The following is a 24,729-nucleotide window of genomic DNA, read 5'->3' as shown; positions in this document are numbered from 1 at the left end:
GTCAGCATGACTATTCAGGTAAGCGGAATCAATAAATCCTACGGTGAGACACAAGTGCTTCACGATGTCAGCTTTAAGTGTGAAAGCGGCGAAACACTGGTGTTACTCGGTCCGAGTGGTGCAGGGAAGACCTCTCTACTACGTGTTCTTAACCTTCTTGAAGGAGCGGATAACGGCCAGTTAAACATCGCTAATGACGCATTCGACTTTTCAACTGAAATCAAAGAGAAGCAAGGTTTAGCGCTTCGTCGTAAAGTGGGCATGGTGTTCCAACAGTACAACCTATGGCCGCATATGACAGTGATGGAGAACCTGATTGAGGCTCCGGTAAAAGTCGCTGGCATGGATAAAGAAGAAGCGAAGAAGCTGGCAATGCAAATTCTTGCGACGCTGCATTTGGCAGACAAAGCGGATGCATGGCCTATGCAACTTTCTGGTGGTCAGCAACAACGTGTGGCGATTGCCCGCGCTCTGATGATGAAACCAGAAGTCTTGCTTTTTGATGAGCCTACCGCGGCGCTTGACCCTGAAATCACGAACCAAGTGGTCAAAATCATTAATGATTTAAGCGAAACCGGAATTACACAAGTAGTTGTGACGCACGAAGTGGATTTCGCCAAGAAAATCGCTAGTCACGTACTGTATTTAGAAAAAGGACACATCGTTGAGCACGGCACAAATGATTCGTTTTCTAACCCGCAAACCGCCCAGTTTGCTGACTACTTAAATCACTAAATCACGTTTTTAAAGTTCAGTCTATTTAACAGATAAGCTCGGCTGTCATTGCGAGTGTCAGCCCACTAAGTACACACGGAGTATTGCAATGAAAAAGATTCTACTAGCTTCACTAATCGGACTTGTCTCAGCGAACGCAGCAGCACAAGAAGAGATCAAATTTGCGATGGAAGCGACGTACGCCCCATTCGAATACATGGATGAAAACAACCAAATCCAAGGTTTTGATGTGGATCTGGCGAATGCACTATGTAAAGAAATCGAAGCAAAATGCACCTTCCACAACCAATCTTTTGACAGCCTGATCCCTGCATTAAAATTCAAGCGTTACGATGCGGCTATCTCTGCAATGGATATTACTGACGCGCGTTTGGAGCAAGTGAACTTTTCTGACCCTTACTACGACAACTCAGCAGCGTTTGTTTCTATCAAAGAAAAAGTGGCCGATCAAAAAGCACTAGAAGGTAAGCGTGTTGGTGTTCAAAACGGTTCAACACACCAAAGCTACCTGATTGAGCAAATGCCGGGCGTAACAGCGGTTCCTTACTCAAGCTACCAAGACGCATTCATCGATATGAAGAATGGCCGTATTGATTCTGTATTCGGTGACACAGCAGTCGTAGCGGAATGGTTCAAGAAAGAAGACAACCTAGCTTACGTGGGTGAGCACATCACTAACCCTAAATACTTCGGTAACGGTTTCGGTATCGCAGTAAACAAAGGTAACGACGAGCTAGTGAACAAGCTGAACACGGCACTGAAAACCGTGAAAGCGAACGGCGAATACGACGTAATCTACAACAAGTACTTCGGTAAGTAATATGGCACTAACGGGTTACTCTTTATCGCTTGTTCAAGCTAGTTGGATGACCGTCCAGTTAGCCTTCACAAGCCTATTAGTCGGTTTGATTCTGGCAGTGGTATTCGCCAGTGGTGAAATGTCTCGTCGCGTTTTCGTTAAATGGCCAATGACGGCGTTTGTAACGATTGTACGTGGCTTGCCAGAAATCCTTGTCGTGTTGTTCATCTATTTTGGTTCGACGCAGGTTCTGTTTTTAATCACCGGCGACTTTATTGAAGTTAGCCCGTTCTTGTCTGGCGTGGTGGCGTTGTCATTGATCTTCGCTTCTTATGCTTCTCAAACTCTACGTGGCGCATTAAAAGCCGTTGGAAGAGGGCAGAGAGAAGCAGCAAGTGCACTTGGCATCAGTCAAGCACACGCTTTCGTTCGCATTGTTTTGCCACAAGCAGTAAGACACGCACTACCAGGTTTAACTAACCAATGGTTGGTTCTGCTGAAAGACACCGCACTTGTATCACTGATCGGCGTGACGGATTTGTTGAAACAAGCGCAGCTAACATCTGCAGCGACCCATGAAGCGTTTACATGGTACGCAACCGCTGCGGCGATTTACCTAGGCATTACTTTGATTACACAACGTGCCGTCAAACTGATTGATAAGAAGTTCTCAATTCAAGGCATGAGCATGGGACAGGAGGCAACTGCATGAACGAACAACACGTTTGGCAAATGCTGGATGGCTTAGGCACTAGCCTTCAATTGACCGCCGCTTCCTTGGTTGTGGGCTGTCTTTTAGCTCTGATGATGACGCTGACTCTGATCCTACGTACTCCGGGTTTGCATTGGGTAAGTCGTGGCATCATTACCTTGTTCACTGGTACACCTTTATTGGTACAGATCTTCTTGGTGTACTACGGTCCGGGTCAGTTTGATGCCGTAAGAGAAAGTGTATTCTGGACATGGTTAAGCCAACCTTGGTTCTGTGCGATGTTGGCGTTAGCGTTGAATACCGCGGCGTACAGTACTCAGCTGTTCAAAGGAGCGTTTAACGCGATTCCTTCTGGTCAATGGCAAGCGTGTCGTGCATTAGGTATGAACAAAACCGCAACACTTAAAGTGCTGCTGCCATACGCCATTCGTCGTGCTGTTCCGGCTTACTCGAACGAAGTGATTTTGGTCTTCAAAGGCACGTCACTAGCAAGCACGATTACGATCATGGATTTGATGGGCTACGCGCAGCGCATTAATGCACAAACTTACGATACGTTGACGGTATTTGGTATTGCAGGTGCATTTTATTTAACGGTAAATGGTGTGCTAACTCTCATTTTCCGTCAGGTAGAGAAGAAAGCATTGGCGTTCGAAGCTGCATAAACCTTCAATCAACACTCAATTTAGTTCCACAGTGCCTCTGCAAATGACTCTCTTGCAGGGGCATTTTTTATATTCGTCATGGCAAAACCCTCAAGTTCCACCAAACTTAATGCAACGCAATTACATTGGTGGCATCATGGAAAGAAGACACTTTTTAGCGCTGTGGACATTGTTGTTCGCACCCTCTTTAAAAGCGAAAACACCAATGCGGCCAACGCCAGCACAAACAGAAGGGCCATTTTATCCAGTGGTGGACATTCCTCTTCGTCAAAACTTGATTCTGCAATCGGAGGGCTTGCTTGGTGAACCTATTGTGCTGCAAGGCAAAGTCGTAGATACATCTGGAAACCCAGTTTCAGGCATCAAAGTAGAAATCTGGCAATGCGATGGGCAGGGGATTTACGATCATCCTAAGCAGCCAAATAATGATAAGTTTGATGCTCATTTTGCAGGCTTTGGCGCAGTCGAAACTCAATTGGATGGTCGCTACTTATTCCAGACTTTGTATCCTGTGCCTTACGCCTCTCGTCCGCCGCACATTCACGTTAAGTTGTGGCGGGATAACCAAGAGCTTCTGACCACTCAGTTGTACTTAAAAGGCAATACTGGTGATGAATGGTGGGGTGGCAAAGCCCGTGATTATCTACAGTTTGAGACTATACGAATCGACGGGCGCTTAACGGGCGAATTTAACTTTGTGATTGGTTAGCTAATCCGGTTAAGCCATTAACTCAACCAATTGCGCCAAGCATTCTTTATCCAGTATCGGATGAGGCTCGACGCCCGTGACCAAAACGATATCCACGGAAGGCAGTGATGGCATATCGTCTAAGATCTTAAGATCCTCGCTAACGCTAATACTGCCCATCGCACCGATAGCCATGCCTGAACGTACAATCGCTCGTTGTGCAGAGGCCGTATTGCAACATGCCAGTAGTTGATAAGGAGTACCACGTTTGGTTAATCCGTCTACTGCTGCCGCATGGTATTTGCAGTCGGTTTGGAATAGGGCGAGAGGGAGAGGTTGGGCTTGCTCGATGTCAAAATCAGGATGAGCAATCCACACGCCTTTGTCGCTTGCTAGCCAGTAACCTTCCTCACTGTCCGGTGCTCTTGTCACAATAGCGGCGTCTAGCTTTCCTTCATCAAGTTTTTCTCTCAAGGTGATGCTCGGCTCACTAAAGACTTGAATCGAACATGTGGGCTCAGATTGCTGTAATACGCGGATGACTTTAGGCAAGATATTGTCATTGTAATCCTCAGGGCAACCTAAGCGAAGAGGGCGCTTGTTTTCATAACGTTTAACTTGTTTCAGCGCTTGATTGTGCAAGCTGACCAATTGTTCTGCGTGAGAGCGCAGTGCCAGTCCCGCTTCACTAAGTACGAGGTTGCGACCTTCTTTTTCAAACAAACTGACACTGAGTTCGTCTTCCAGTTTACGCATTTGTGCACTGAACGCTGATTGGGTGCGATTGATCTGTTTGGCTGCACGGGTGAAACTTCCCGTTTCTATAAAAGCAAGAAAGCTGCGCAACGCATCGATATCCATATCTAAAACTCATCCATCGTTTTTGTTGAAGTGTTCCATCAAAACTATCCGTTAGTCCCCTTAAATACAATCAGATATTGTGAATAGGTACTCAAAACACGAACCGCATGGAGGCGTCATGAAACTGTTTATTGCTAACCAAAACTACTCAAGTTGGTCACTGCGCGCATGGCTGATCTTTTCTCAATTCAAATTGGATGTGGAAGTCACCAAGCTCAAATTATTCACGGAAGATTTTTATAAGACCTTGGAAGGTATTACACCAACGGCTAAAGTACCGACCTTGGTGGATGGCGATGCAACCGTGTGGGATTCATTAGCGATTTTGGAATACGTTAACGAGCAATACTTACAAGGCAAAGCATGGCCAATCGACCCGGTAGAACGAGCTAAAGCACGCGCTATTGCATCAGAAATGCACTCGGGTTTCTTTAACTTAAGAAGCGAACTCCCAATGAACATCCGCGCACGCAGAAAAGTCGATCTAACGGATGGTGCGCGTAAGGATATTGCGCGTATTGATGCCATTTGGGCTGAGCAAGCCAAACTGTATCCCAACGGTTGGCTATTTGGAGAATGGTCGATAGCTGATGCTATGTATGCACCTGTGGCATTGCGTTTCCAAACTTATGGCATCGAGTTATCGGAAGGTGCCAAAGCTTACCAACAGAAGGTGCTAGCAAGTGAATCTTTACAGCAATGGTTGGAAGAGGCGAACCAAGAAACGGATATCGTAGAAGAAGATGAAGCAGGGGTAGAAGTATAAGCGCATCTTGCAATCGCCTGTAGCAAGGGAAAGCATGACAAAGCACGCTTTCCTCTTCTAGGATGGTTGTAGTTTCCGGCGCGTTTAAGCTAGGTGTTCAACAATCGCTCTGCCTACGCCGTGTGCGCTCGTTGGGTTTTGACCTGTGATGACACGATCATCCACAATTACAAACTCTTGCCATGGTTGCACTTTAGAGTAGCGCGCTGCGCTGCGTGCAAGAGATTCTTCCAATAGGAATGGGATATCGTTGATGGTGCCGAAGTCGATCTCTTCTTCGCGAGTGAAACCTGTTACTGATTTAGACGCAAGCAGCTTTTCGCCATTGCTAAGCGTGATAGGGAGAAGAGCGCCTGGACCATGACAAACTGCTGCCACAATACCGCCATCTTCATAGTGTTTTGCAGAAATCTTGGCAAAATCTTCGTTGCTCGCTAGGTCTGAAAGAAGACCAAAGCCACCCGGATAGAAGATCGCATCGTAGTTGTCACCGTTGATTTGTGATACTGGAATCGTGTTGTTGATGCGGTTCTGGAAGTCATCATCCGCTAAGATTTTCTCGTTGACTGCGTCGCCTTCGATGTCGGTTCCGTACAGTGGTGCTTGCCCGCCTTTGATAGAGGCAATGTCGTAATCGAAGCCTGCACCTAGTAGCTCGCTAAGCGCATGAGTGAGCTCTGGCGCGTAAGTTCCGTTTGCTTGGTCAGTTTCACCAAGGGTCGCATGGTTCGTCACAATGATGAGTACTTTTTTCATGATGGTTTCCTTTTTGGCTTACGTATATTTGTTGAACACCTTCATACTAATTGCTAAACAAATAAGTGATAATATGATTAATTGGCAAAACATTATTGCTATATAGCAAAGGTAAGTATGGACAGTTTTGAAGGCATCAATGAGTTTGTTACGGTTGCTGAGAGCTTAGGGTTTTCTGCAGCGGCAAAACAGTTAGGTTGCAGTACCAGTCACGTCAGTCGCCAAGTCACAAGACTAGAAGAGCGATTAGGTGTCGCTTTGTTAGCACGTTCGACAAGAATGGTGAGTCTAACGGAAGCGGGGCAAGCGTATTATCAACAGTGTAAAGAGTTGGTGATTGGGCTTCAGCAAGCCAATGAGCAACTCACCACGCAGCAAACTCAATTGAGTGGTACGTTACGTGTGAGTGCCGCTGGTGCGTTTTCTGAGAACCATGTAGCGCCTGCCTTGATGGCGTTTGCCAAGCAACATCCTAATCTCACGGTTGAAATTAACTTCAACACCAGCATGGTCAACTTTATTGAAGATGGTTTCGATTTTGCCATTCGTTACGGCAGGTTGAGTGATTCAGGCTTGGTTGCGAGAAAGCTGGTGGATCGTCCCATGGCAGCGGCAGCCAGTCAGCGTTATCTCGATGAACATGGTTTGCCAACGCACCCAGAGCAACTCAAGCGTCATAGCTGCATTATTGCCAATAAGGACGTTTGGTTGTTTGAAAAAGACGGCAAGCCTTTAGATGGCGTAAAAGTGCAGGGCAGATGGAAGAGCAATAACGCACACACGGTCTTGCAAGCCTGTGCAGAAGGATTAGGTGTGGCGTACTTACCGAAGAGTAGTTTCAACGATGCTATTTCGTCTGGTCGTTTGGTGCCAATACTAGAGCCGTATTGGGGAAGCGGCAACAGCAGCTGGATTGTTTATCAGAATCGTCACTTTCTACCACTACGAGCGCGATTGGCTATCGACTTCTTGCTTGATCATTTTGTCGATTGGCAGGAGTAATGAGGCTCTGCCAATCGGTTTGTTTATCCATTTGTTAGATCGTCAACATACTAACGTATCTACATGTTTTGATAGCTTGGTCCGCCGCCACCTTCTGGTGCTTTCCACGTGATGTTTTGCGAAGGATCTTTGATGTCACAGGTTTTGCAATGAACGCAGTTGGCGGCATTTATCTGAAACTTCAACTTATTGTCCACTTCCACCACTTCGTAAACCCCAGCGGGGCAATAGCGCTGACTCGGTTCGTCATACATACCTAAATTCACATCAATTGGAATGTGAGGGTAAGTCAGAACAAGGTGACAAGGTTGATTCTCTTCGTGCTGTGTTCCCGACAAAAATACCGACGAAGGCTTATCAAAACTGATTTCACCATCTGGTTTTGGGTATGCAATTGGGTGGCACTCTTGTTTAGGTTTTAACTGCTCATGATCGTGCGAATAGTCCTTGACAGACCAAGGTAACGGCTTCTTAACCAGTGGTTGCCACAGGTTGTGTTCAAAAGTCGAAAGAGCACCGCCCAGTATGCTGCCAAACTTATGAATGTTCGCACCAAAGTTACGCGTTTCAGCGAGTTCGTCATACAACCATGATGGTTCAAACAACGACTGGTAGTCTGGCTCAGAAGCTCCAGTTTGTCGGGCCGTATGTACCGCTTCTGCTGCAATGATTCCGGATTTCATTGCTGTGTGGCTGCCTTTAATTTTAGCAACGTTCAAAGTCCCCGCATCACAACCAATCAATAAACCGCCAGGGAATTGCTGTCTCGGCAGAGAGGAAAGTCCACCTTTCGCAATGGCTCTTGCGCCGTAAGCGATGCGCTGAGCACCTTTCAAATGTGGTTCAATAGCAGGATGGTGCTTAAAGCGTTGAAATTCGTCAAACGGACTCAAGTAAGGATTGCTGTAATTCAAGTCGACAATAAGCCCGACGGCGATTTGGTTGTTCTCCATGTGATAGAGAAAACCGCCGCCTGTGGTATTTGTTTCACTCAAGGGCCAGCCAGCGGAGTGGATAACACTGCCAGATACATCCTTACTGTCAGTGGGTAACTCCCATATCTCTTTTAGGCCAAGCGCGTAGTGCTGTGGTTGCTTTCCTGCGTCTAGGTCGAACCTTTGAATAAGTTCTTTACCCAGATGTCCGCGACAACCTTCAGCAAAAAGGGTGTATTTTGCCCTTAGCTCGATACCTGGTTCAAAGTTAGGTTTGGCCTGGCCGTTCTTATCTAGTCCCATATCGCTCGTGTTAATGCCTGTCACGGCGCCAGTCTGATCATAATTGATGCTTGCAGCGGCAAAGCCCGGAAAAACTTCCACCCCAAGATTTTCTGCTTGGTTAGCGAGCCAACGGCAAAGGTTGGCAAGGCTAATTACGTAATTATTCTCGCCATTTATCATTGGACGCGGTGTAAGGATGTGAGGAACTCGAATATGGTTTTGTTCAGTAGTAAGATAAAGGAAATTATCTCGTTGAACCGAGGCTGCTAGCGGGGCCTCCATTTCTTTCCAGTCGGGGAAAAGCTCATCTAAGGCACTAGTTTCAAAAACAGCGCCAGATAAAATATGTGCGCCCACTTCTGAGCCTTTTTCTACAACGCAAATTGAAAGTGCGTCACCTTCACTGTCTTGGTTGAGTTGAGCTAGCCGACAAGCGGCGCTTAAGCCTGCGGGTCCGGCCCCCACGATCACGACATCAAACTCCATGCATTCTCGTTCCATCTTTATGCTTCCTTTCTATTATCGTCATCTGCGTGACAGGTTTTGGTTTCTATACAGAAAACTATAGCTCAGTTGACGTTAACGTGAAGTGGACTAAGCTCAAGTAATGGATCTGACGTGTTATATGAGGCATGACCATGGAAGACCGACCATTAGCAACACTTGTGCTCGCAGAGCATGACAACCAATCGTTGGCTGTAGGGACGCTGTGTGCAATTAAAGCGGCATTTGAGATTAAGGATGATGATAAATCGCTTCCTGTTTCTGTGTTGCTTATTGGTTATCAGTGCCAATCAGTTTTGGATGAGTTGAATTGTGTTCAAGGTGTTGCAGAAATTATCTGGGTTGATGCGAAGGGATATGAACATGGATTAGCGGAAAATATCGCACCTTTGATCTCACAAGTAGCCAAAAACTACTCACACATTCTTTCTCCTGCCAGTACATTTGGTAAGAATGTGATGCCTCGTGTGGCGGCGTTGCTTAATGTTGGTCAACTTTCTGACGTGATGACAATCGAGTCTATCGATACGGTGATTCGTCCAATTTATGCTGGAAATGCATTGGCGAGAGTCACGTCGAATGATCCCTATAAAGTGATGACCATAAGAAGTACGGCTTTTGATGCCGCAGAGCTATCTGACACGCCAGTTGTCCCTAAGCTTACTCAAGTCGACACGGTGATTATCAATAAACTTAGTGAGTTTGTTTCGCAACAAACGCCAGAAAGTGAGCGACCAGAATTGCCAGCGGCTAGAGTAGTAGTGTCGGGTGGTCGTGCATTCGGGAGTAAAGAGAAGTTTGTTTTAGTAGAACAATTGGCTGACAAGCTAGGTGGAGCGGTAGGGGCGTCACGAGCGGCGGTCGATGCGGGCTATGTGTCTAATGACCATCAAGTTGGGCAAACCGGCAAAATTGTTGCACCGGAGTTATACATTGCCGTCGGAATTTCTGGCGCGATCCAGCATTTGGCGGGAATGAAAGATTCCAAGGTGATTGTTGCAATTAATAGCGATCCTGATGCGCCTATTTTTGACATTGCAGATTATGGATTGGTCGACGATTTGTTTGTGGTAATGCCTGAGCTGTTAGAGAAGCTGTAGATATAGTCTTGCTTCCTAAAACAAAAGGCTTCCGGACTGGAAGCCTTTATCATTTGATTTTTATAAGTTACTTTTCGCTCGGACGTTGCAGGTGCTCTGCAAGTACTTTCGTAAACCTTGCAGCTTCACCACCAGTACAAGCGCGATGATCAAACGTTACGGATAGCGGCATTGCTTTCACCGAAATTGCTTGACCATTTCTTATCACAACTCGGTCGAGTATTCGGCCCGCGCCGACAATAGCGACTTGTGGCGGTGTGACGACAGGTGTTGCGTAAATACCGGCAATCGCGCCGAAGTTGGAAAGCGTAATCGTCGCGTGCTGCAGTTGCTCACGACCGATTTTTCTCTCTCTGATCCCTTCAACGGTTTGATCGAGCCAACGACGAACATCTTGTGGTTCGTATTCATCTGCGTGGCGCAAGACTGGCACGTACAATCCATGACGGCTATCTACTGCAATTCCTACATTGACCGTTGTGTGTACACAGCGTGTCATGGTTTCGGCATCAAACCAAGCGTTTAAAGCGGGCTCTTCTTGACACGCATGAACAATCGCTTGAACAAGGCGGATACTGATATCTTCGTTTGGCAGCCAATCTTCCAACAACGCTTCTTCCGTAATGGTTACGGCGGCAACATGTTCGTGCGATTCGGTCATAGACGACACCATGGTACGTCGAGCGCCTTTCAAAACTTCGGTGCCTGGACGCTGTTTTCCGGCTTCGTCGTAAATATCGGCATCAACGATAAGTCCGTTCGGGCCACTACCTGACACGAGGTTAAGATCTACCCCAAGTTTTTGTGCCAACAAGCGAGCCGAAGGCAGGGCGGTAACGAGGTTACTTTCTGTCGTGTTGTGGTTGCCACCAATCCAGAAATCATCAACGTTTACATGATGCGCTTGGTGAGAAACGCTGCCGACGACGGTTGCGGCGTCAGCAGTGGCTTTTTTCTCTGCCGTTACTTCTCTCCCGGCACCTGTTTCATCAATCTCTAGCAGTAATGCACCAATATTGACGATTTCACCTTCCTCACCATGACGGCTGACCACACGGCCCGAATAGGGGGCAGGGACGTCTACCGTCGCTTTTGCTGTCTCTACGGTTAAGATCACTTGATCTAATTTAACCATGTCTCCGACATTAACGTGCCATTTGACAATTTCTGACTCAGCGAGACCTTCACCGAGATCGGGTAAATTAAACGTCTTCATTTCCAATCCTCCACGAGTTCGCGCGCCGCGGTCACAATGTCTTCTTCCTGAACCATGAAATAATCTTCGTTACGGTAATAAGGCATAATGGTGTCCATTCCAGTTACTCGTTTAGGTGGGGCTTTAAGTAAGCACATGGCGTGTTCAGCGGTTCGAGCTAATAGCTCAGAGCCCACACCACAAGTTTTACTCGCTTCATGAACAACGAGTAAACGTCCAGTTTTTTCTAGTGAGCTGAAAATCGTCGCGGTATCAATTGGCTTAATACTCGCCAAATCAATCACCTCGACTTCAATTCCCTGACTAGACAAGGTTTGCGCGGCCTGAAGTGACTCTACGACGCATGCGCCCCAAGTAACGAGCGTGATATCTCGCCCCTTACGTAAGGTGAAGCATGTGTCGAGTGGGAGTGCTTCGCCGTTATCAACGACTTCAGATTTAACGGTGCGATATATGCGCTTCGGTTCGAAGAACATGACGGGATCATTGCTTCTAATTGCAGCGAGAAGTAAGCCGTATGCGCGTTGTGGAGAAGAAGGAATCACCACTTTAAATCCAGCAGTGTGAGCAAATAGCGCTTCCACGCTTTCTGAGTGGTGTTCCGGAGCGTGGATACCGCCGCCAAATGGCGCACGAAAAACCGCGGGACAAGTGAGCCGACCGCGAGTTCTGTTACGCATTCGAGCTGCGTGGCACATTAAGTGCTCCATCGCAGGAAAAACGAAACCTTGAAACTGAAATTCGGCGACAGGTCGTAATCCTTGCGTTGCCATACCGACCGCAACCCCGCCGATTAAGGCTTCAGCGAGTGGCGTATCGATGACTCGTTTAAGACCAAACTCTTGCTTGAGTCCAACAGTGGCACGAAATACACCACCATTATCGCCCACGTCTTCACCTAGTACGACAACATTGGGGTCTTGTTGCATTTCGTGGTGCAGGGCAAGGTTTACTGCTTCAACCAACGTTAGCTCAGCCATGTCTGCCTCCCTGCATTCTCATTGCCTTGTTGATGAGTTCATCTCTTTGTGCATGAAGATCTTGAGGTAGCGATTCATACAAATAATCGAAACCGGTTTCTGGTGCTTGTGGCGGTAAGCTCAGATAGCGTTCAACAGCTAACTCTACTTGCTCTTTACAGTAATCTAGCCATTGCTGTTCTTGTTCGTCGCTCCAAGCGCCTTGATTAAGGAGGTACGTTTTAAGACGTGCGATAGGTTCGTATTGCCATGCAGTTTGAACATCATCTTCTTTACGATAACGAGTCGCATCATCGGCCGTAGTGTGGTCACTCAGTCGGTAACTCACCGCTTCGATGAGTGTTGCACCTTTCCCTTTTCTTGCTCTCTCAAGGGCGGTTTTAGTTGCATCATAAACGGCGACGACATCGTTACCATCGACAGTAATACCCGGTATACCTGCACCTTGCGCTTTTTCTGATAAGAAATCGGCGGCACATTGGAGACTACGCGGAACTGAAATTGCCCACTGGTTATTGTTTACGACGAAAACAAGTGGAATATTCCAAGTACCTGCGCAGTTTATTGACTCTAGAAAGTCCCCTTTGGATGTACCACCATCGCCGCACATCACTAGCGCAGCTTCATGGTTACCTTGAATTTTTAGCGCGGAAGCCACCCCGACAGCATGCGTACATTGCGTCGCTATGGGTACACAGTAGGGAAGGTCTCGGCTAGGAACCGGACTGCCTTCAGGAGCAAAATCACTCCCGCGCTCATCGCCACCCCAGTATTGAAGGTTCTTTTCCATGCCAATGCCACGACACCACATCGCAGGCATATCGCGGTAGTAAGGAACAAACACATCATCGGCTTTAAGTGCTCTGCCGACCGCAATGCCTATGGCTTCCGCGCCTAAGTGTGAGGGATAGGTCCCTAGCTTACCGGTGCGTTGCAAGGCAACTGCTTTGTTGTCGTAAGTGCGAGTTAATACCATATCTCGGTAAAACCCGACCAATGTTTCAGTGTCAGCCCAGTTGGGTAGTTGGCCGACTAGGTCCCCACGATGGTCGATAAACCGATGCATGGGTAATGCCTGAACGTTCATCTCAAGCTCCTTTTGACGCTGCGGGTCTTTTGGACTGCAGCTGTTCATACAAAACCAGAGTTTGTATGGGTACTCAAACTCTGATATCAGCGCAAAGGCCATACCTAAGGTTGCGTGTACTTTCGATAGCGGTAGGCATCTGTTCGTCCCTTAAACTATTTGTCGATAACATCGCTGCGACCATTTCACCGCAAGATACAGAGAAAGGCTTTTCTGTATCTAACCCTCTAACTAAATCGTGGTATAGCCAGATACAATAAGTGTAAACAAATTGTTAAATTATGCTTCATTTTGACTTTCGCTCAGTAGTAAAGTTTTGCTTACACCCTGATTTTGCAGAGTAATATGCTGCTATTTTGTTGGTGGTATTTTTAAACTCGAATTTAATTACTGGTTAATGAAACATATTTGCAACAAAATTTGGCTGTAAAATTTGACAAAGTGAGTCATTATTAATGAATCAACTCAAACAGTTGCTATATGATGAATTGCAAATTTTTGTTGTGCTCGAAGCCTCGACCTTATGAGAATGCATAACTTCTTCCCAACCGAGTGGAATCAAGGTAGGGTGACGGCATTACAAATGTATACCCTCGGCAGTCCTTGAGCTTATCCAAAGTAGGTGGTGCTCAAGCGGAAGTGATTATGGAGAAGTTATGTACCACGCTCATGTTTATTTTCCCCTAAGAGAACAAGATAAAGCGCAAGCCTTGAACGAGATCATCCGTCAAGAGCGTCAAGATGTGCTGCGTGTGTTTCCATTAGTTGGAAGGTTAGTTGGCCCACACAAAATGCCGATGTTTGAAATTCACCTAGAATCATTGAGTGAAGAGTTCTTGGCGTGGCTTGATACGATTCGAGGCGATTTTTCTGTGCTTATTCACCCAGTAAGCGAAGAAGAGTTGCTCGATCACACAGAACGCGCGATTTGGTTGGGCAGAGAGATTGGTGTATTTGAAGAAAAATTAGAGAAATAGTTGCTCCTCTTGCCCATGCATGGCCGCTTTGAATCCTTCTCTTCTCATTGCGGTCGCAGCTTCTGCTTAACGCCTCATCTTCATTGATGGGTGCGGAATCCCTATCTTACGCTTTGCTGTAGCTATTTTTGTGCTAAACCTAAAAGTAGGCTTTCGAACTTCACGCACAAAGCGTGAAAATATCGCTGTTTAGCATGCCATTAAATGAATTTTGGTGGTAATAAAACAATAAGTCTTTGATAAATCAAATAGGTATAGCAGGGAAGTGCAGTTTACGGCCCCAACGCCATTGGCAGTGGCGCCGATAATTTCTGAGGGGGAAGGGTATGTTTTCAATACTCTTGGTTATACTTGCACTCTATATATTTTGGCTGTTGTTTCGCAACGGGCCTGAGTTTGCCGGGCGTACCGCCCAAAAAAAACGTGACTGGGTAGGGCCTACCGCCAACAAAGAAGAATGGCGAGGATTTTGTAGGGATGTATTTCAGCCGTTCAGTTCTCAAACGACTTTCTACGCTATTGCTTATTTTGCCAATTACGTAGCAGCAGCGAACGCAATATCTTGGTCAACGATATACGAAGGCGATTATCCGGTCATCATAAGCCGATTTGGTAGCTACTTCATTTTAAGCACGCATGATGCACTGGTCGTAGCTGGGTTTATTGCGCTTGCTTTCTTTATCATTAATTGGCAACTTGCCATGCGCTGCTCCGGTATTCTTAGCCAGTATCTAGTGCGGATTCTTATTATTAATCAAAAGCGCTTTGTCGCGATTAGCTTGGTGTTTTGCAGCTACTTTTCGTACCTACTGACGCTTGGTATATTCTGGCTGTTCCATGATGGGTATTCAATCTGGCATGGATTAATGCTTAGCCCCGTGTTCCTGTTGTTAGCTTTACTGGTAGCGGTTGTTGTGCCATCTGCAAAAAGAGAAAATAGTGTACCTTAGATAGGTTTTCCACGTTAAATTACATTCGATTTTAGGATAGTAATTCTTATGCCATTAAGTTAGCATTGCCAGCTTTTTAACGGTCAAAAGGCCACTAATCAGTGGGACAGTGGGAGAAACAATGTTTATCGGCTTTGACTATGGTACTGCAAACTGTTCAGTGGCTAAAATGGAACCGGGTGAGCCAGTACTGCTTAATCTAGAAGGAAACAGCCCTTTTATTCCTTCCACCCTTGCTGCACCGAGTCGTGAATCGGTATCCGAGCATTTATTTCGCCATCGAGATATTAAACCATTAGATCAAGTTGGTGAGCAGGTTTTACGCCGGGCAATCAATTTAAACCGAGAAGAAAGTATTGACTTAGAATCCGACGACATTGCGTTTGGTCAGGATGCACTTAATCTCTATTTGGAAGATCCTCGCGATATCTATTATGTGAAATCGCCGAAGTCTTTTCTTGGTGCATCTGGCTTGCGTGATGTGCAATTGGCTTTTTTCGAAGACCTTGTCTGCGCGATGATGGACAATATTAAGTCGCAAGCCGAAAGCGATGCGCAGCAAAGTATTACCGATGCTGTGATCGGCAGACCAATTAACTTTCATGGGCGTGGCGGTGAAACGGCTAACATTCAGGCTGAACGCATTTTGTTGCGGGCAGCGAAACGTGCGGGCTTCCAAAATGTGGAGTTTCAGTTTGAGCCTGTCGCGGCGGGCCTAGAGTATGAAGCGACACTCAGCGAAGATAAAATCATTCTAGTAGTCGATATTGGCGGTGGTACAACGGACTGTTCGTTGATCCAAATGGGACCGTCTTGGCGCGGCAAAGCAGATAGGACCGCAAGCTTGTTAGCTCACAGTGGCCAGCGTGTCGGCGGGAATGATCTTGATATCGCGCTAGCATTTAAGCAGCTCATGTTCCCTTTTGGCATGGGAAGTAAAATGGAGTCAGGTATTGTGATGCCGACTACCCAATTCTGGAACCCGATAGCAATCAATAATGTAGAAGCGCAGAGTGACTTCTATTCGCGAGAGAACCTATCAGCGTTAAAGTTGCTTCAAAAGCAGGCTCAAGAGCCAGAAAAACTTGCTCGTTTGCTAGAGGTGTATCATGAGTCTTTAGGCTACAACATTGTTCGCCGTGCCGAAGAGGCAAAAGTGGCACTTTCAGAACAAGCTTCTTACCGAACTGGCATCAACTTACTATCAGAAACGATTGAAGTTGATGTACAACGTGACGAAATGATCGAAGCGATCCAGTCGCCAAAGAATAAAATGACGGCGTTGGTGACAGAAGCGGTAGAGCAAGCTGGAGTTAACCCCGATGCTATCTTTATGACTGGAGGTTCGGCACGCTCGCCAATCTTGCGCGATGCGGTGCAAACCGTACTGCCAAGTATTCCGGTTGTCAGTGGAAACTATTTTGGCTCAGTAACTGCGGGCTTAGCTCGTTGGGCTGAGGTTTGTTTCAAGTAGAAAGAAACTAATTGCGCTATGGGCATTGTTACCAAATTTATGACTTCGCTTAGGCTTATCAAATGATGGTTGGAAGATTTCGCTGAGAGATTGAGTTTCATGCGAGTAGGAAACCTATTTGGGATTCTTAAATCTTTTAACGTCATTCTGAATAGCGAGGGACGAGCGTGATTTAGAATCTCTTGCCCGAGCACGCTGTTATGATATGTGACCCCGTTTCGCCGAGCGTTATTCATCACCATTATTCTGAAGAGTCGAGTTAGGATCTACCGGAATAATGATTTTGACTAAGCTGAGATAAAAATGCCCGCTAAATCAGCGGGCACTTTTGTTTACGTCATTAATGGTGCATGTGTTTTTCCATGTGGCCTTGTTTCTCAACCGCCATTTCCACTTCAACCTTACCTGCGTTTTTGAAGGTTAATGTCATAGGGAAGCGGTCACCCTCTTTAAGAGTTTGTGTTGGGTTAAAAATCATTAAATGGAAGCTGCCTGGCTTAAACAACACTGAGTCATTGGCTGGAACGCGCACTTCGTCAATCTTAATCATTTTCATCACACCATCTTCTTTCTTATGCGTGTGAATTTCGACATGCCCTGCGATTGGGCTTTCTGCTGCGATCAATGCATCTTCACTGTCACCGTGGTTGGTTAATTGAAAAAAACCACCGATAACAGGTGCGTTTGGTGGCGCTTCGCGGCTCCATGGATGGTCGATATGAATTTTTCCTGCTTCATAATCGTGCGCTAAACTCAGTGGGCTAGCGATGACAGCAATAAGCGCGATAGCGGCGGTTTTTAATGATTTAAGCATGTGTTTTTCCTTTTGAATTAATAGCTTCTCTGAATGGACAACAAACAGAGTCATCGTTATTTTTGAATAAAGTTGTCAATGATTAGATGCCTGTTAGGCAGGAAAAATACTCGGCGGAGAGTGCTTAGGCGCGATGTGTTTGTAAACGAGCTTATCGCATTTTGAAAAGTGATAAGTCGTCAGTGCATACTTTACTCGGCGCAGCCAATGGATGGTTGTCAGGTAAAGCCCAATCGCAACTAAAAGAAAGAATTGAACAGCTTGAAGAAGCGGGCATTCAAACTGGAAGCCGTCGTGTAAGTTAAGATCTTGGATGAGCTTAGAAGAAGATTGAGCGTTAGCCTCAATCAACGTATTGATATCCACCCATTTGAAACCATCTGCGGTACACAGTAAAACCTTTTCACTTTGGACTTTGTTGAGCCAAGTTGTGCTGTGAACTTGTGTAGGGTTAAGAGCGGCTGTGGACGCTAAATACAACTGAAACAACACCGCGATAATAACCGCAATAGCGTGCAAGCGATGGTGTTTGTGCTGTATTAGAGTGTTTTCCATACAATTGAGTGCTTATCTTCTTCGGCGCGGGATACTAACAAATTAACCAAACAATGTAATTATCAGTTTACTAAAAGGTGATGCAAGTGTGCATTATTTGTTTTATTGCCTATTTTTAACGCTTTAATGTCTTGATTAGGCTGACATTCACAACCTCCAATTCAACTTGTCAGTCTTGCCTAGTCGCTTTTGAAGATACCGAATTAATCTCTCTTATATGCCACTGAAGCTTCGGTTAGTGGGTGTCGTGGTGGTGTTTTTACGTGCTAGATTTGGCTGATATCGATTCAAAATGCGCACCGAATCTTCACTTGTTTTCCATTAACGGAATTATGACAGTAATTTAATAAAGGATACGGTATTCTGCGCTTCTTTGTACATGCCAGAAACGTCCGTCCTACTTAGTCGGAGGGGCGATTAATCTTAAGAAATTTCTCAAATGAAATACGAACAACAGATTGGATATCGATACCCTAAAGGTCGATTTGCCATGGTGAGTGTATATGCATTCACCGGTGCTGCGATTTTAGCATCGACTATTTTTTCTCTATTGCTGTTTTTGTCTATCGACGAAAATCCGATGATGCAAACCTTATTTGGTGGTTTAGCGATCATTTTTGAAGCGGGTAAATTTTACGCTTGGTATGAATACGGTGAGCGCCGAGCCCATCGCAACTACACAGGAGCAGCAACCGCTCTCGTGTTTTATTTAGTCTTAGCTGCGATTTCCATTGGCGGTAGTATTGGTGGCATTAATAGTGCAACCAATAGTGCACAAAGTCATATTTCGGTAGAGCAGGCGAAAGTGGAAGCGTTTAATCGTCAGATTGCGGCAATCGATAAGCAGATTGAGCTCAACAATATGGCAGCGCAGAAATACATCGAGATGGAGCGTATCGCGACTGGCGTAACTCGCATTCAGGATCAAAACAAAACCTTACGTGAAGAGCAGCAACGCTTGGCTATGGAGCGTGATAGTTTACCGCCGGTCACGCAAGGATCAGTGATTGGTTTGATTGATAGCCTAGCCAACGCATTTGGTACCACCTCTCAGCAAGCTCAGCTTGGCTTGGTTGTATTTCTTTCGATTCTTTTGGACTTCTTTGCTGCATTTTTTGTTGGCTTGATTGGTGAAGAGCAACGGTTCCGATATTTCTATCGCAGAAATGAGGGCATGATATTGAAAACAGTTCGCGATATAGACCCAGCGCCTGCGGGTTATCTTCCTCATATAAAAGAGAAAGAAGAGCAAGAAATACCAGCTGCGCCGGAGCCAGAAGAACCAAAGGAACCGAAAACCTTGTTAGATCAAGTTAGCGATGCACTTAAAACGCATCAAATTACGTGCACCAAAAAAGCCGTTGCTAAACAGTTTAGGCTGTCTGCGGAAGAGGTAGACAAGGTATTTGAAGAATTGGCAGAGCTCGGTTTAGTGGGAAAAAAAGCCAACCACCATTATCATTGGATAGGTGAAGCAGAGACCGCATAATTGGTTATCTATTAGAGTTCGGAAAGAGCGTCAATCGGCGCTCTTTTTTTGGTGGGGAAGTTTCTCTATTAAAGTTAACTACAAGCAAGCGTATCAATCTTTATTGAGCTTTTTGGTTACGTCTTTCACCGTTTTCTTCTCTTTTTCCGGTGTCATTGCATCAACAGCTTTACCCGCCACCCCTTCATCTGGCAATTTGTCTTTTCCTGCATCAACTGCGGTATCTTTCAGTGCCTCTTTAGGCGTACAGCGACCCCCAACACCAACCACGGCTTTTGTCGCAGCGGCTTTAGCTGCCTTTTCTGCATCGCAGTCAGGATCCATAACGCTAGCTAAGCTCGTGGCTGAACCAAAAAACAAGATTAACAAAATGAGGTTGCGTTTTTTCATAGTCGTCACCAATGTTGTGAAACATAGGTAAAGTGTAACGGAGAGAAAAGGCTTTGACTGAGAATTTGTTGGTTTGAGCTTGGGAAGCAAAGTAAGGTGAAAAGAAAAAGTGCCACCGAAGTGACACTTTTTCTTAAGCGTAGAAGGGATTAGTTGTCGTAAACGTCTAACTCCACTTCACGGGCAATATTTTGGTCGTTAATGATCACACCTTCGACTTCGACACGAGCACCATTTAGGTTAAGTTCTTCAATGCCTTGGAAGCGTGTTTGCGCATCAATCACAACGGTGGTGTTACTTAGTACTTGATCAGCATCATTCTCACAATGCTCGATTTTAAATGCTCTTGAATCAGCATCGTAGTTTGATACATAGCCTTCACATTCAAACTCTTTACCTCGCCATTGGTTGTCATTGTCAAACTCCGACCGCTCAAATTCGATGACGGTAGCGGTGCGTTTGCCATTTTTCATCACAGAGGTCACTTCTACTTCTTGACCTTGTTCTAGATTAGCTTTGCTACCATCCTCAAAGCGTGTTGCGTTATCAATGAAGAAGGCTCCTCGGTAGTTTAGAGAGAACTCACTATAATCCTTGGCAACCCAAGTCACGATACCTTCCACATCGCTGTCATTTTTTAGATCGTCGTAGTCTTCAACTTCTACCTCATTTGCCATGAAGATGCCGTTTTGCATTTCACCTTCTACTTCTACCCATTGGCCGATGCTAAGTTGGCTAATGTTGTCGTAAGATACGGTTATATTTGTACCAAGCTCAAACGTGCCAGCATTTTCATCGGTACTAGTAATGCGACCTTCCAGTTCGTAGTAGCTTCCAAGGGCTGGGTAATCGTTATCTACGTCGATTTCGACCACAGACAACACTCGATAGCCCGCATCCGCAGTCGGTAAGGATGACACCATCACCCAGTCGTTGATCTCTATATCATCACTTAAACCGTCAAACTGCAGCTCTATGCCGTTTACCGTGAATTTTTTCTTCACATGATCAATCGCTGTCACACGTCCAGTAATGGTTGGTTCAAGTGTGACTCGGACGCCATTGCCCGAAGCTTGCCGAATATCTGAACCCACGCGAACCACCATTTTTGGTTTTACATCGGCCAATTGCACTTGTGTGTCGTCATAAACCACCTCAAACACACGATACGTATGTCCATTGACGGTTAACGTGCTTTCTTCAGCGTTGACCGCTTCAACAGAGCCAATCGCTACACTTGGTTTCACTGCTGGTTGAGTTGGTGTGCTATCGCTATTGCTGCCACCACCTGAACCACCACAACCAGACAATGCCAAACCTACTACAGAAATAAGAGCGAGTTTTTTCATTGTATTAACCTTAATTTACGAGCGAGTTTAGGAAATTGCCTGTATCTTATTGGGCATATCGTGAAGAGATCGTGAAGAAATGTGATTTTATGAAAATTTTAATTGTAGATGACAACCATAACGTCTCGGAGACGATTGCAGACTATCTCGAGCTCGAAGGCATGATTATCGATTGTGCGTTTCATGGAGAGGCTGCGATTAAGTTAATCGAGGAAAATCATTACGATGTAATCATCATGGATATCATGATGCCGAAGCTCGATGGCATCAGTACGGTACAGAAGCTTCGACAAGATAAGTTATGTGGAACGCCAATTCTCTTCCTAACGGCAAAAGATACGCTAGATGACAAAATCGCGGCTTTTAAAGCGGGGGGAGATGATTATTTAATGAAGCCATTTGCGATGGAAGAGCTCAGTTTGCGTGTTCATGCTTTGGCTAATCGTGGTCCAAGACAAGATATCGGAGCGCTCAAATTTGCAGATATTTGTTTAGATGCGCGGACAGGAAAAGTAACGAGAAAAGACAAAGAAATTAAGCTGAGTCGAATTCAAACTAAAATTTTAAAATTGCTCCTCCAACGTGCTCCAGCAGCGGTCTCGCGCACAGAAGTGATCGATAGTGTGTGGGGAGACGAACCACCCGGAAGTGATGCACTTCGTAGCCATATTTACGGTTTAAGAACCGCGCTAGACAAAGGTTTTGAAGAATCACGATTAGAGACTATTCATGGACAAGGTTACCGACTTAAAGCATAACGAATATCCAAGCATTTATCGCAAGATCCGTTGGGGTTTTGGGGTCATGACGTTTGTGATGTTTACTCTTTTTTGGTCGCTGATTTATGTGGCAGAAAACAAACTGGAAGTGCTGAGTTTACATCACTGGCTAGATACTGAAGCTGCGCTTTATAGTGAGAATTTCGAGAAACAGGGCTGGGATGCGCCATTGCCAAACGTATTGGAATTCAACTCATATTGGAGTGAAGCACCGACACCCGATTGGTTGCTCTCTTTTACTTCACCTGGTTTTTACGAATACCTGCTTGGTGAAGAAGACAAACACTTTGTTGTATTGAACCACCCCTCAGGGAAGGGGCTTATGTACATTGTATTTCAAGATGACTCAGATGATTACTTGGACGAATACGAAAGCTCGCTGCATCAGTTTACGCTGCTGCTCGGTGGTTTGTTTTCATTTGTCATGGTTGGGTATGGCATTTACATGGTGCGAATATTGTCTCGGCCATTAGCGCAAATTGAAGACAAAATTAGCCAAATGTCACCGGATCAACCCGCTTTCCAAGTTGAAACTAAGTTCAGCGAAACACGCCAGATAGAGCAGACTTTGCTGGATAATAAGAACGATATCGCGGGCTATTTCAAACGAGAACAAGAATTTAGCCGTTTTGCATCGCATGAGTTGAGAACGCCAATCATGGTGATTAAAGGCTCAACAGACATTCTGACGCGTCTTCCTGATCAACCTCGAGTTGCGCAAAAAGCCATCACGAGGATGCAGTCAGCTTGTGACGAGATGCGTGTACTGACAGAAGCGTTTCTCTTACTTGGTAAAGAGAAAATAGAGCCTCAACATTACGGAGAGCATCAGCTTCTTACTTGTTTACAAAAACAACTGGAAGAGCTGGCTCCTTTATTTGCCAAGCAAGATTCGAACTACGCTTTGCACGAACAACATAGTGGTGTAGTGAAGGCACCAGAGAGTTTTGTGACCATTGTTATCAACAATCTGATTAAAAACGCCTTTAGCTATAGTGTGGGAGATATTGAAATTGAGTTGAAAGGTCATGCGCTTAAGATCCTAAACCGTCACGATGGCAACGAGACGTACAACGCTGGTTATGGTTGTGGGCTTGTTATCGTACAACGAATATGTGAACGGATGGGGTGGGCGTTAGTACTGGACGATGATGGTGTTCGATTTAGTGCAAAAGTGGAGTTCTGCTCTTAGCTTTGCGCGTATTGATTCAAGTGAGAATTAACGCTCTGGATTTTTCTTGTCGTACGCATCTAACCCGTAGTCAAACAAGAAAAAACTGGAATTTGAATTAGACTGAAGTTAGTGAAGCGGAAACTCGAGGAACCGTTATGCTCTCTTATCAGGTCAGCCGAAGTATTGAAATTAATAAGAATCAAAGTGAAATTATTGGCTATCTCAAGAACTTCAAACACTGGCCCAGCTGGTCACCATGGATCATTCTTGAACCAAGCTGCGAGCTGACATTCAGTGATAATCAGGGCCACGTTGGAGCTGGTTATCAATGGAATGGTCAGCGTATTGGGACTGGCGCGATTGTACTGGAAAGTACTCAAGAGCATCGATTAGATATGGAGCTGCATTTCTTTCGTCCAATCAAGAGCCATGGAAAGGTGACTCTAATCGTGACGCCGTCACAAAATGGCTGTTTAGTCGAATGGCAAATGCAATCTCGCGTCCCTTGGTATCTGTTCTTTCTGAAAAGTATGTTTAAGTCGATGATAGAGATGGATTATCAACGTGGGTTACGCATGCTTAAAAGTAAGCTTGAAACCGGAAGAGTGCATTCAGACTTAGTCGAAATTGGGAACCGAACGTTGCCTCAAATTCATTATATTGGGATCAAGGGTGTGGCTAGCTTGCAGGAATTAGGTTCGGTAATTGAGAAGCATGTTCAGCAACTAGAACAGTTAATTAGTGACGAAACCCTATCCGTGAATGGTGAATTGTTTTGTTATTACCAGTCGATGGATATGCAGAAAGGTACATTCGAGTTTATCACTTGCTTTCCTCTTCATAACTCAGTACCAGCGCCTCAAGGGGCGGTTACCGGTACCATTCCTGAGAGTGAAACATTTGTCGTTGAACACCGAGGTGAATATCAGTTTTTGGGAAATGCATGGGCTTTAGCGATGAACTTGGTTCATCAGAGTGGTATGAAAGTCAAAACCAGTCCTTTAGGAATCGAACGCTATCTGAATAGTCCGAAGGAAACCACGGAAGAAGAGCTAAGAACGGAAATTATTTTGTTTAAGAAATGACAGGCGCAGGGGAGTAGGGTGTTTAGGTATCATACTAGTTATGCGAAATGTTACTAAAGAATAATAGCGTATCTGTTCCTACCCATAAAAATGCCTCAGCAATCGCTGAGGCATGGTTTTACAGGCCAACTTCTCTTGTTAGAGAATTATTGTGCACGGTATTTACCGCTGTTTAGTTCAATTTTAGACGCTTTTACCCGGCTGTCTGCGTTTAGGTAGTCGCTAATACTTAGCAGATCTTGATCTTGAGATGCTTTTAACACCGCTGATTCCCCTTCTGCGAAGATAACTTCTAATTTTAACTCTTTGGCGACTGCTTTCGCTTCGTTAGGATTGTTTACGGTGATATAAACCAGTCCAGTGGCTTTGGATACGTTACTAAACGCATTCTTAAACACCTCATCACCCGCTTGAAGTTTTACGTCTTCAGATAGGGTTCTAACAGTGCCAGTTTGCACTTTTCGATAATCTTGGCCATTAATCTCAACCGCTTCTGATGGCACAAACAGTTTTGGTGCAGGTTGTTGAGAGAGCTGTTGCTCAGCGTATACACTCGACGTCATGATAACGAGAGCCAGCATAGAAAATGATTTGTATTTCAT

Annotated in this window: 27 protein-coding genes; 16 read left to right on the top strand and 11 right to left on the bottom strand. The window is 45.4% G+C overall.

Going from position 1 to position 24,729, the window contains the following annotated elements; all coding sequences use genetic code 11:
• Positions 1 to 6 precede the first annotated feature (6 nt).
• The 5 genes from artP to R7093_RS01430 all read left to right on the top strand — a co-directional run bounded on the left by artP (position 7) and on the right by R7093_RS01430 (position 3,620).
• Positions 7 to 735 carry an arginine ABC transporter ATP-binding protein ArtP gene (gene artP / locus R7093_RS01450; protein WP_318146469.1) on the top strand — a complete coding sequence of 243 codons (729 nt, stop codon included), beginning with the start codon at positions 7 to 9 and terminating at the stop codon, positions 733 to 735.
• 88 nt (positions 736 to 823) lie between these two features.
• A complete protein-coding gene (locus tag R7093_RS01445; RefSeq protein WP_025767675.1) occupies positions 824 to 1,555 on the top strand; it encodes an arginine ABC transporter substrate-binding protein in 732 nt (243 codons plus the stop codon).
• 1 nt (position 1,556) lies between these two features.
• Positions 1,557 to 2,246, top strand: a complete 690-nt coding sequence (gene artQ / locus R7093_RS01440) for an arginine ABC transporter permease ArtQ (protein ID WP_005388570.1) — start codon at positions 1,557 to 1,559, stop codon at positions 2,244 to 2,246.
• Entirely contained in the window at positions 2,243 to 2,911 is a 669-nt protein-coding gene (artM, locus tag R7093_RS01435) for an arginine ABC transporter permease ArtM (RefSeq protein ID WP_005388569.1), read from the top strand. The genes artQ and artM overlap by 4 nt, the downstream gene beginning before the upstream one ends.
• Positions 2,912 to 3,047: 136 nt before the next feature.
• Entirely contained in the window at positions 3,048 to 3,620 is a 573-nt protein-coding gene (locus tag R7093_RS01430) for a protocatechuate 3,4-dioxygenase (RefSeq protein WP_025767676.1), read from the top strand.
• A 9-nt stretch (positions 3,621 to 3,629) separates the two neighbouring features.
• Here the strand turns inward: R7093_RS01430 and R7093_RS01425 are convergent, their stop codons facing one another.
• Entirely contained in the window at positions 3,630 to 4,460 is an 831-nt protein-coding gene (locus R7093_RS01425) for a LysR family transcriptional regulator (protein ID WP_318146468.1), read from the bottom strand.
• A 118-nt stretch (positions 4,461 to 4,578) separates the two neighbouring features.
• Between R7093_RS01425 and R7093_RS01420 the strand changes: the two genes are divergently transcribed.
• On the top strand, positions 4,579 to 5,226 hold the full coding sequence (locus tag R7093_RS01420; protein ID WP_054701350.1) for a glutathione S-transferase family protein: 648 nt from the start codon (positions 4,579 to 4,581) through the stop codon (positions 5,224 to 5,226).
• A gap of 84 nt (positions 5,227 to 5,310) precedes the next feature.
• Here the strand turns inward: R7093_RS01420 and R7093_RS01415 are convergent, their stop codons facing one another.
• Positions 5,311 to 5,982, bottom strand: a complete 672-nt coding sequence (locus R7093_RS01415; RefSeq protein WP_005388562.1) for a type 1 glutamine amidotransferase domain-containing protein — start codon at positions 5,980 to 5,982, stop codon at positions 5,311 to 5,313.
• A 117-nt stretch (positions 5,983 to 6,099) separates the two neighbouring features.
• Here R7093_RS01415 and R7093_RS01410 point away from each other — a divergent pair, with 117 nt between their 5' ends.
• Positions 6,100 to 6,984 (top strand): LysR family transcriptional regulator, encoded by an 885-nt coding sequence (locus R7093_RS01410; RefSeq protein WP_042521059.1) that lies wholly within the window; start codon positions 6,100 to 6,102, stop codon positions 6,982 to 6,984.
• Between the two features lie 59 nt (positions 6,985 to 7,043).
• On the opposite strand, the gene R7093_RS01405 is transcribed toward R7093_RS01410, so the two are convergent.
• Complete coding sequence (locus R7093_RS01405; RefSeq protein WP_258645648.1) at positions 7,044 to 8,705, bottom strand: electron transfer flavoprotein-ubiquinone oxidoreductase; 1,662 nt, start codon at positions 8,703 to 8,705, stop codon at positions 7,044 to 7,046.
• 137 nt (positions 8,706 to 8,842) lie between these two features.
• On the opposite strand from R7093_RS01405, the gene R7093_RS01400 reads away from it, so the two are divergent.
• A complete protein-coding gene (locus tag R7093_RS01400) occupies positions 8,843 to 9,808 on the top strand; it encodes an electron transfer flavoprotein subunit alpha/FixB family protein (RefSeq protein WP_017821214.1) in 966 nt (321 codons plus the stop codon).
• A gap of 67 nt (positions 9,809 to 9,875) precedes the next feature.
• Here the strand turns inward: R7093_RS01400 and R7093_RS01395 are convergent, their stop codons facing one another.
• From R7093_RS01395 to pdhA, 3 genes are read right to left on the bottom strand one after another with little or no spacing between them, the layout of a single operon-like run.
• On the bottom strand, positions 9,876 to 11,024 hold the full coding sequence (locus tag R7093_RS01395; protein ID WP_005375831.1) for a dihydrolipoamide acetyltransferase family protein: 1,149 nt from the start codon (positions 11,022 to 11,024) through the stop codon (positions 9,876 to 9,878).
• On the bottom strand, positions 11,021 to 12,004 hold the full coding sequence (locus R7093_RS01390; protein WP_017634235.1) for an alpha-ketoacid dehydrogenase subunit beta: 984 nt from the start codon (positions 12,002 to 12,004) through the stop codon (positions 11,021 to 11,023). The genes R7093_RS01395 and R7093_RS01390 overlap by 4 nt, the downstream gene beginning before the upstream one ends.
• Positions 11,997 to 13,091, bottom strand: a complete 1,095-nt coding sequence (gene pdhA, locus R7093_RS01385; protein ID WP_258645650.1) for a pyruvate dehydrogenase (acetyl-transferring) E1 component subunit alpha — start codon at positions 13,089 to 13,091, stop codon at positions 11,997 to 11,999. Before pdhA ends, R7093_RS01390 begins: the two co-directional genes overlap by 8 nt.
• 65 nt (positions 13,092 to 13,156) lie before the next feature.
• Here pdhA and R7093_RS01380 point away from each other — a divergent pair, with 65 nt between their 5' ends.
• The 4 genes from R7093_RS01380 (at position 13,157) to yegD (ending at position 16,492) form a co-directional block, all read left to right on the top strand.
• Complete coding sequence (locus R7093_RS01380; protein ID WP_127891143.1) at positions 13,157 to 13,351, top strand: hypothetical protein; 195 nt, start codon at positions 13,157 to 13,159, stop codon at positions 13,349 to 13,351.
• Positions 13,352 to 13,747: 396 nt separating this feature from the next.
• Positions 13,748 to 14,068 carry a DOPA 4,5-dioxygenase family protein gene (locus tag R7093_RS01375; protein WP_005375836.1) on the top strand — a complete coding sequence of 107 codons (321 nt, stop codon included), beginning with the start codon at positions 13,748 to 13,750 and terminating at the stop codon, positions 14,066 to 14,068.
• A 326-nt stretch (positions 14,069 to 14,394) separates the two neighbouring features.
• Positions 14,395 to 15,018: a hypothetical protein gene (locus tag R7093_RS01370; protein ID WP_130545582.1), complete on the top strand. Its 624-nt coding sequence runs from the start codon at positions 14,395 to 14,397 to the stop codon at positions 15,016 to 15,018.
• Positions 15,019 to 15,139: 121 nt separating this feature from the next.
• The gene (gene yegD / locus R7093_RS01365; RefSeq protein WP_104976569.1) at positions 15,140 to 16,492 is read left to right on the top strand and encodes a molecular chaperone; all 1,353 of its coding nucleotides are present in this window, start codon (positions 15,140 to 15,142) and stop codon (positions 16,490 to 16,492) included.
• Positions 16,493 to 16,832: 340 nt separating this feature from the next.
• Here the strand turns inward: yegD and R7093_RS01360 are convergent, their stop codons facing one another.
• Positions 16,833 to 17,306, bottom strand: coding sequence for a copper chaperone PCu(A)C (locus R7093_RS01360; protein ID WP_005375841.1), 474 nt, complete (start codon positions 17,304 to 17,306; stop codon positions 16,833 to 16,835).
• 93 nt (positions 17,307 to 17,399) lie between these two features.
• Positions 17,400 to 17,861, bottom strand: a complete 462-nt coding sequence (locus R7093_RS01355; protein WP_047100946.1) for a hypothetical protein — start codon at positions 17,859 to 17,861, stop codon at positions 17,400 to 17,402.
• A 439-nt stretch (positions 17,862 to 18,300) separates the two neighbouring features.
• On the opposite strand from R7093_RS01355, the gene R7093_RS01350 reads away from it, so the two are divergent.
• Complete coding sequence (locus R7093_RS01350; RefSeq protein WP_047100947.1) at positions 18,301 to 19,350, top strand: hypothetical protein; 1,050 nt, start codon at positions 18,301 to 18,303, stop codon at positions 19,348 to 19,350.
• Between the two features lie 93 nt (positions 19,351 to 19,443).
• Here R7093_RS01350 and R7093_RS01345 read toward each other — a convergent pair whose 3' ends face one another.
• Positions 19,444 to 19,740 carry a hypothetical protein gene (locus R7093_RS01345; RefSeq protein WP_005375845.1) on the bottom strand — a complete coding sequence of 99 codons (297 nt, stop codon included), beginning with the start codon at positions 19,738 to 19,740 and terminating at the stop codon, positions 19,444 to 19,446.
• Positions 19,741 to 19,889: 149 nt separating this feature from the next.
• Positions 19,890 to 21,089 (bottom strand): DUF5666 domain-containing protein, encoded by a 1,200-nt coding sequence (locus tag R7093_RS01340; protein ID WP_318146467.1) that lies wholly within the window; start codon positions 21,087 to 21,089, stop codon positions 19,890 to 19,892.
• Between the two features lie 89 nt (positions 21,090 to 21,178).
• Between R7093_RS01340 and R7093_RS01335 the strand changes: the two genes are divergently transcribed.
• The 3 genes from R7093_RS01335 to R7093_RS01325 all read left to right on the top strand — a co-directional run bounded on the left by R7093_RS01335 (position 21,179) and on the right by R7093_RS01325 (position 24,127).
• On the top strand, positions 21,179 to 21,847 hold the full coding sequence (locus tag R7093_RS01335; protein WP_053303698.1) for a response regulator transcription factor: 669 nt from the start codon (positions 21,179 to 21,181) through the stop codon (positions 21,845 to 21,847).
• Complete coding sequence (locus R7093_RS01330; RefSeq protein ID WP_017634216.1) at positions 21,819 to 23,060, top strand: sensor histidine kinase; 1,242 nt, start codon at positions 21,819 to 21,821, stop codon at positions 23,058 to 23,060. The genes R7093_RS01335 and R7093_RS01330 overlap by 29 nt, the downstream gene beginning before the upstream one ends.
• Positions 23,061 to 23,197: 137 nt before the next feature.
• Positions 23,198 to 24,127 (top strand): SRPBCC family protein, encoded by a 930-nt coding sequence (locus R7093_RS01325; RefSeq protein ID WP_213869724.1) that lies wholly within the window; start codon positions 23,198 to 23,200, stop codon positions 24,125 to 24,127.
• A gap of 146 nt (positions 24,128 to 24,273) precedes the next feature.
• Here the strand turns inward: R7093_RS01325 and R7093_RS01320 are convergent, their stop codons facing one another.
• Positions 24,274 to 24,729, bottom strand: coding sequence for a hypothetical protein (locus tag R7093_RS01320; protein WP_258458119.1), 456 nt, complete (start codon positions 24,727 to 24,729; stop codon positions 24,274 to 24,276).

Source organism: Vibrio sp. 1580, from assembly GCF_033340055.1.
This window is presented reverse-complemented; position numbering and strand designations above follow the sequence as displayed.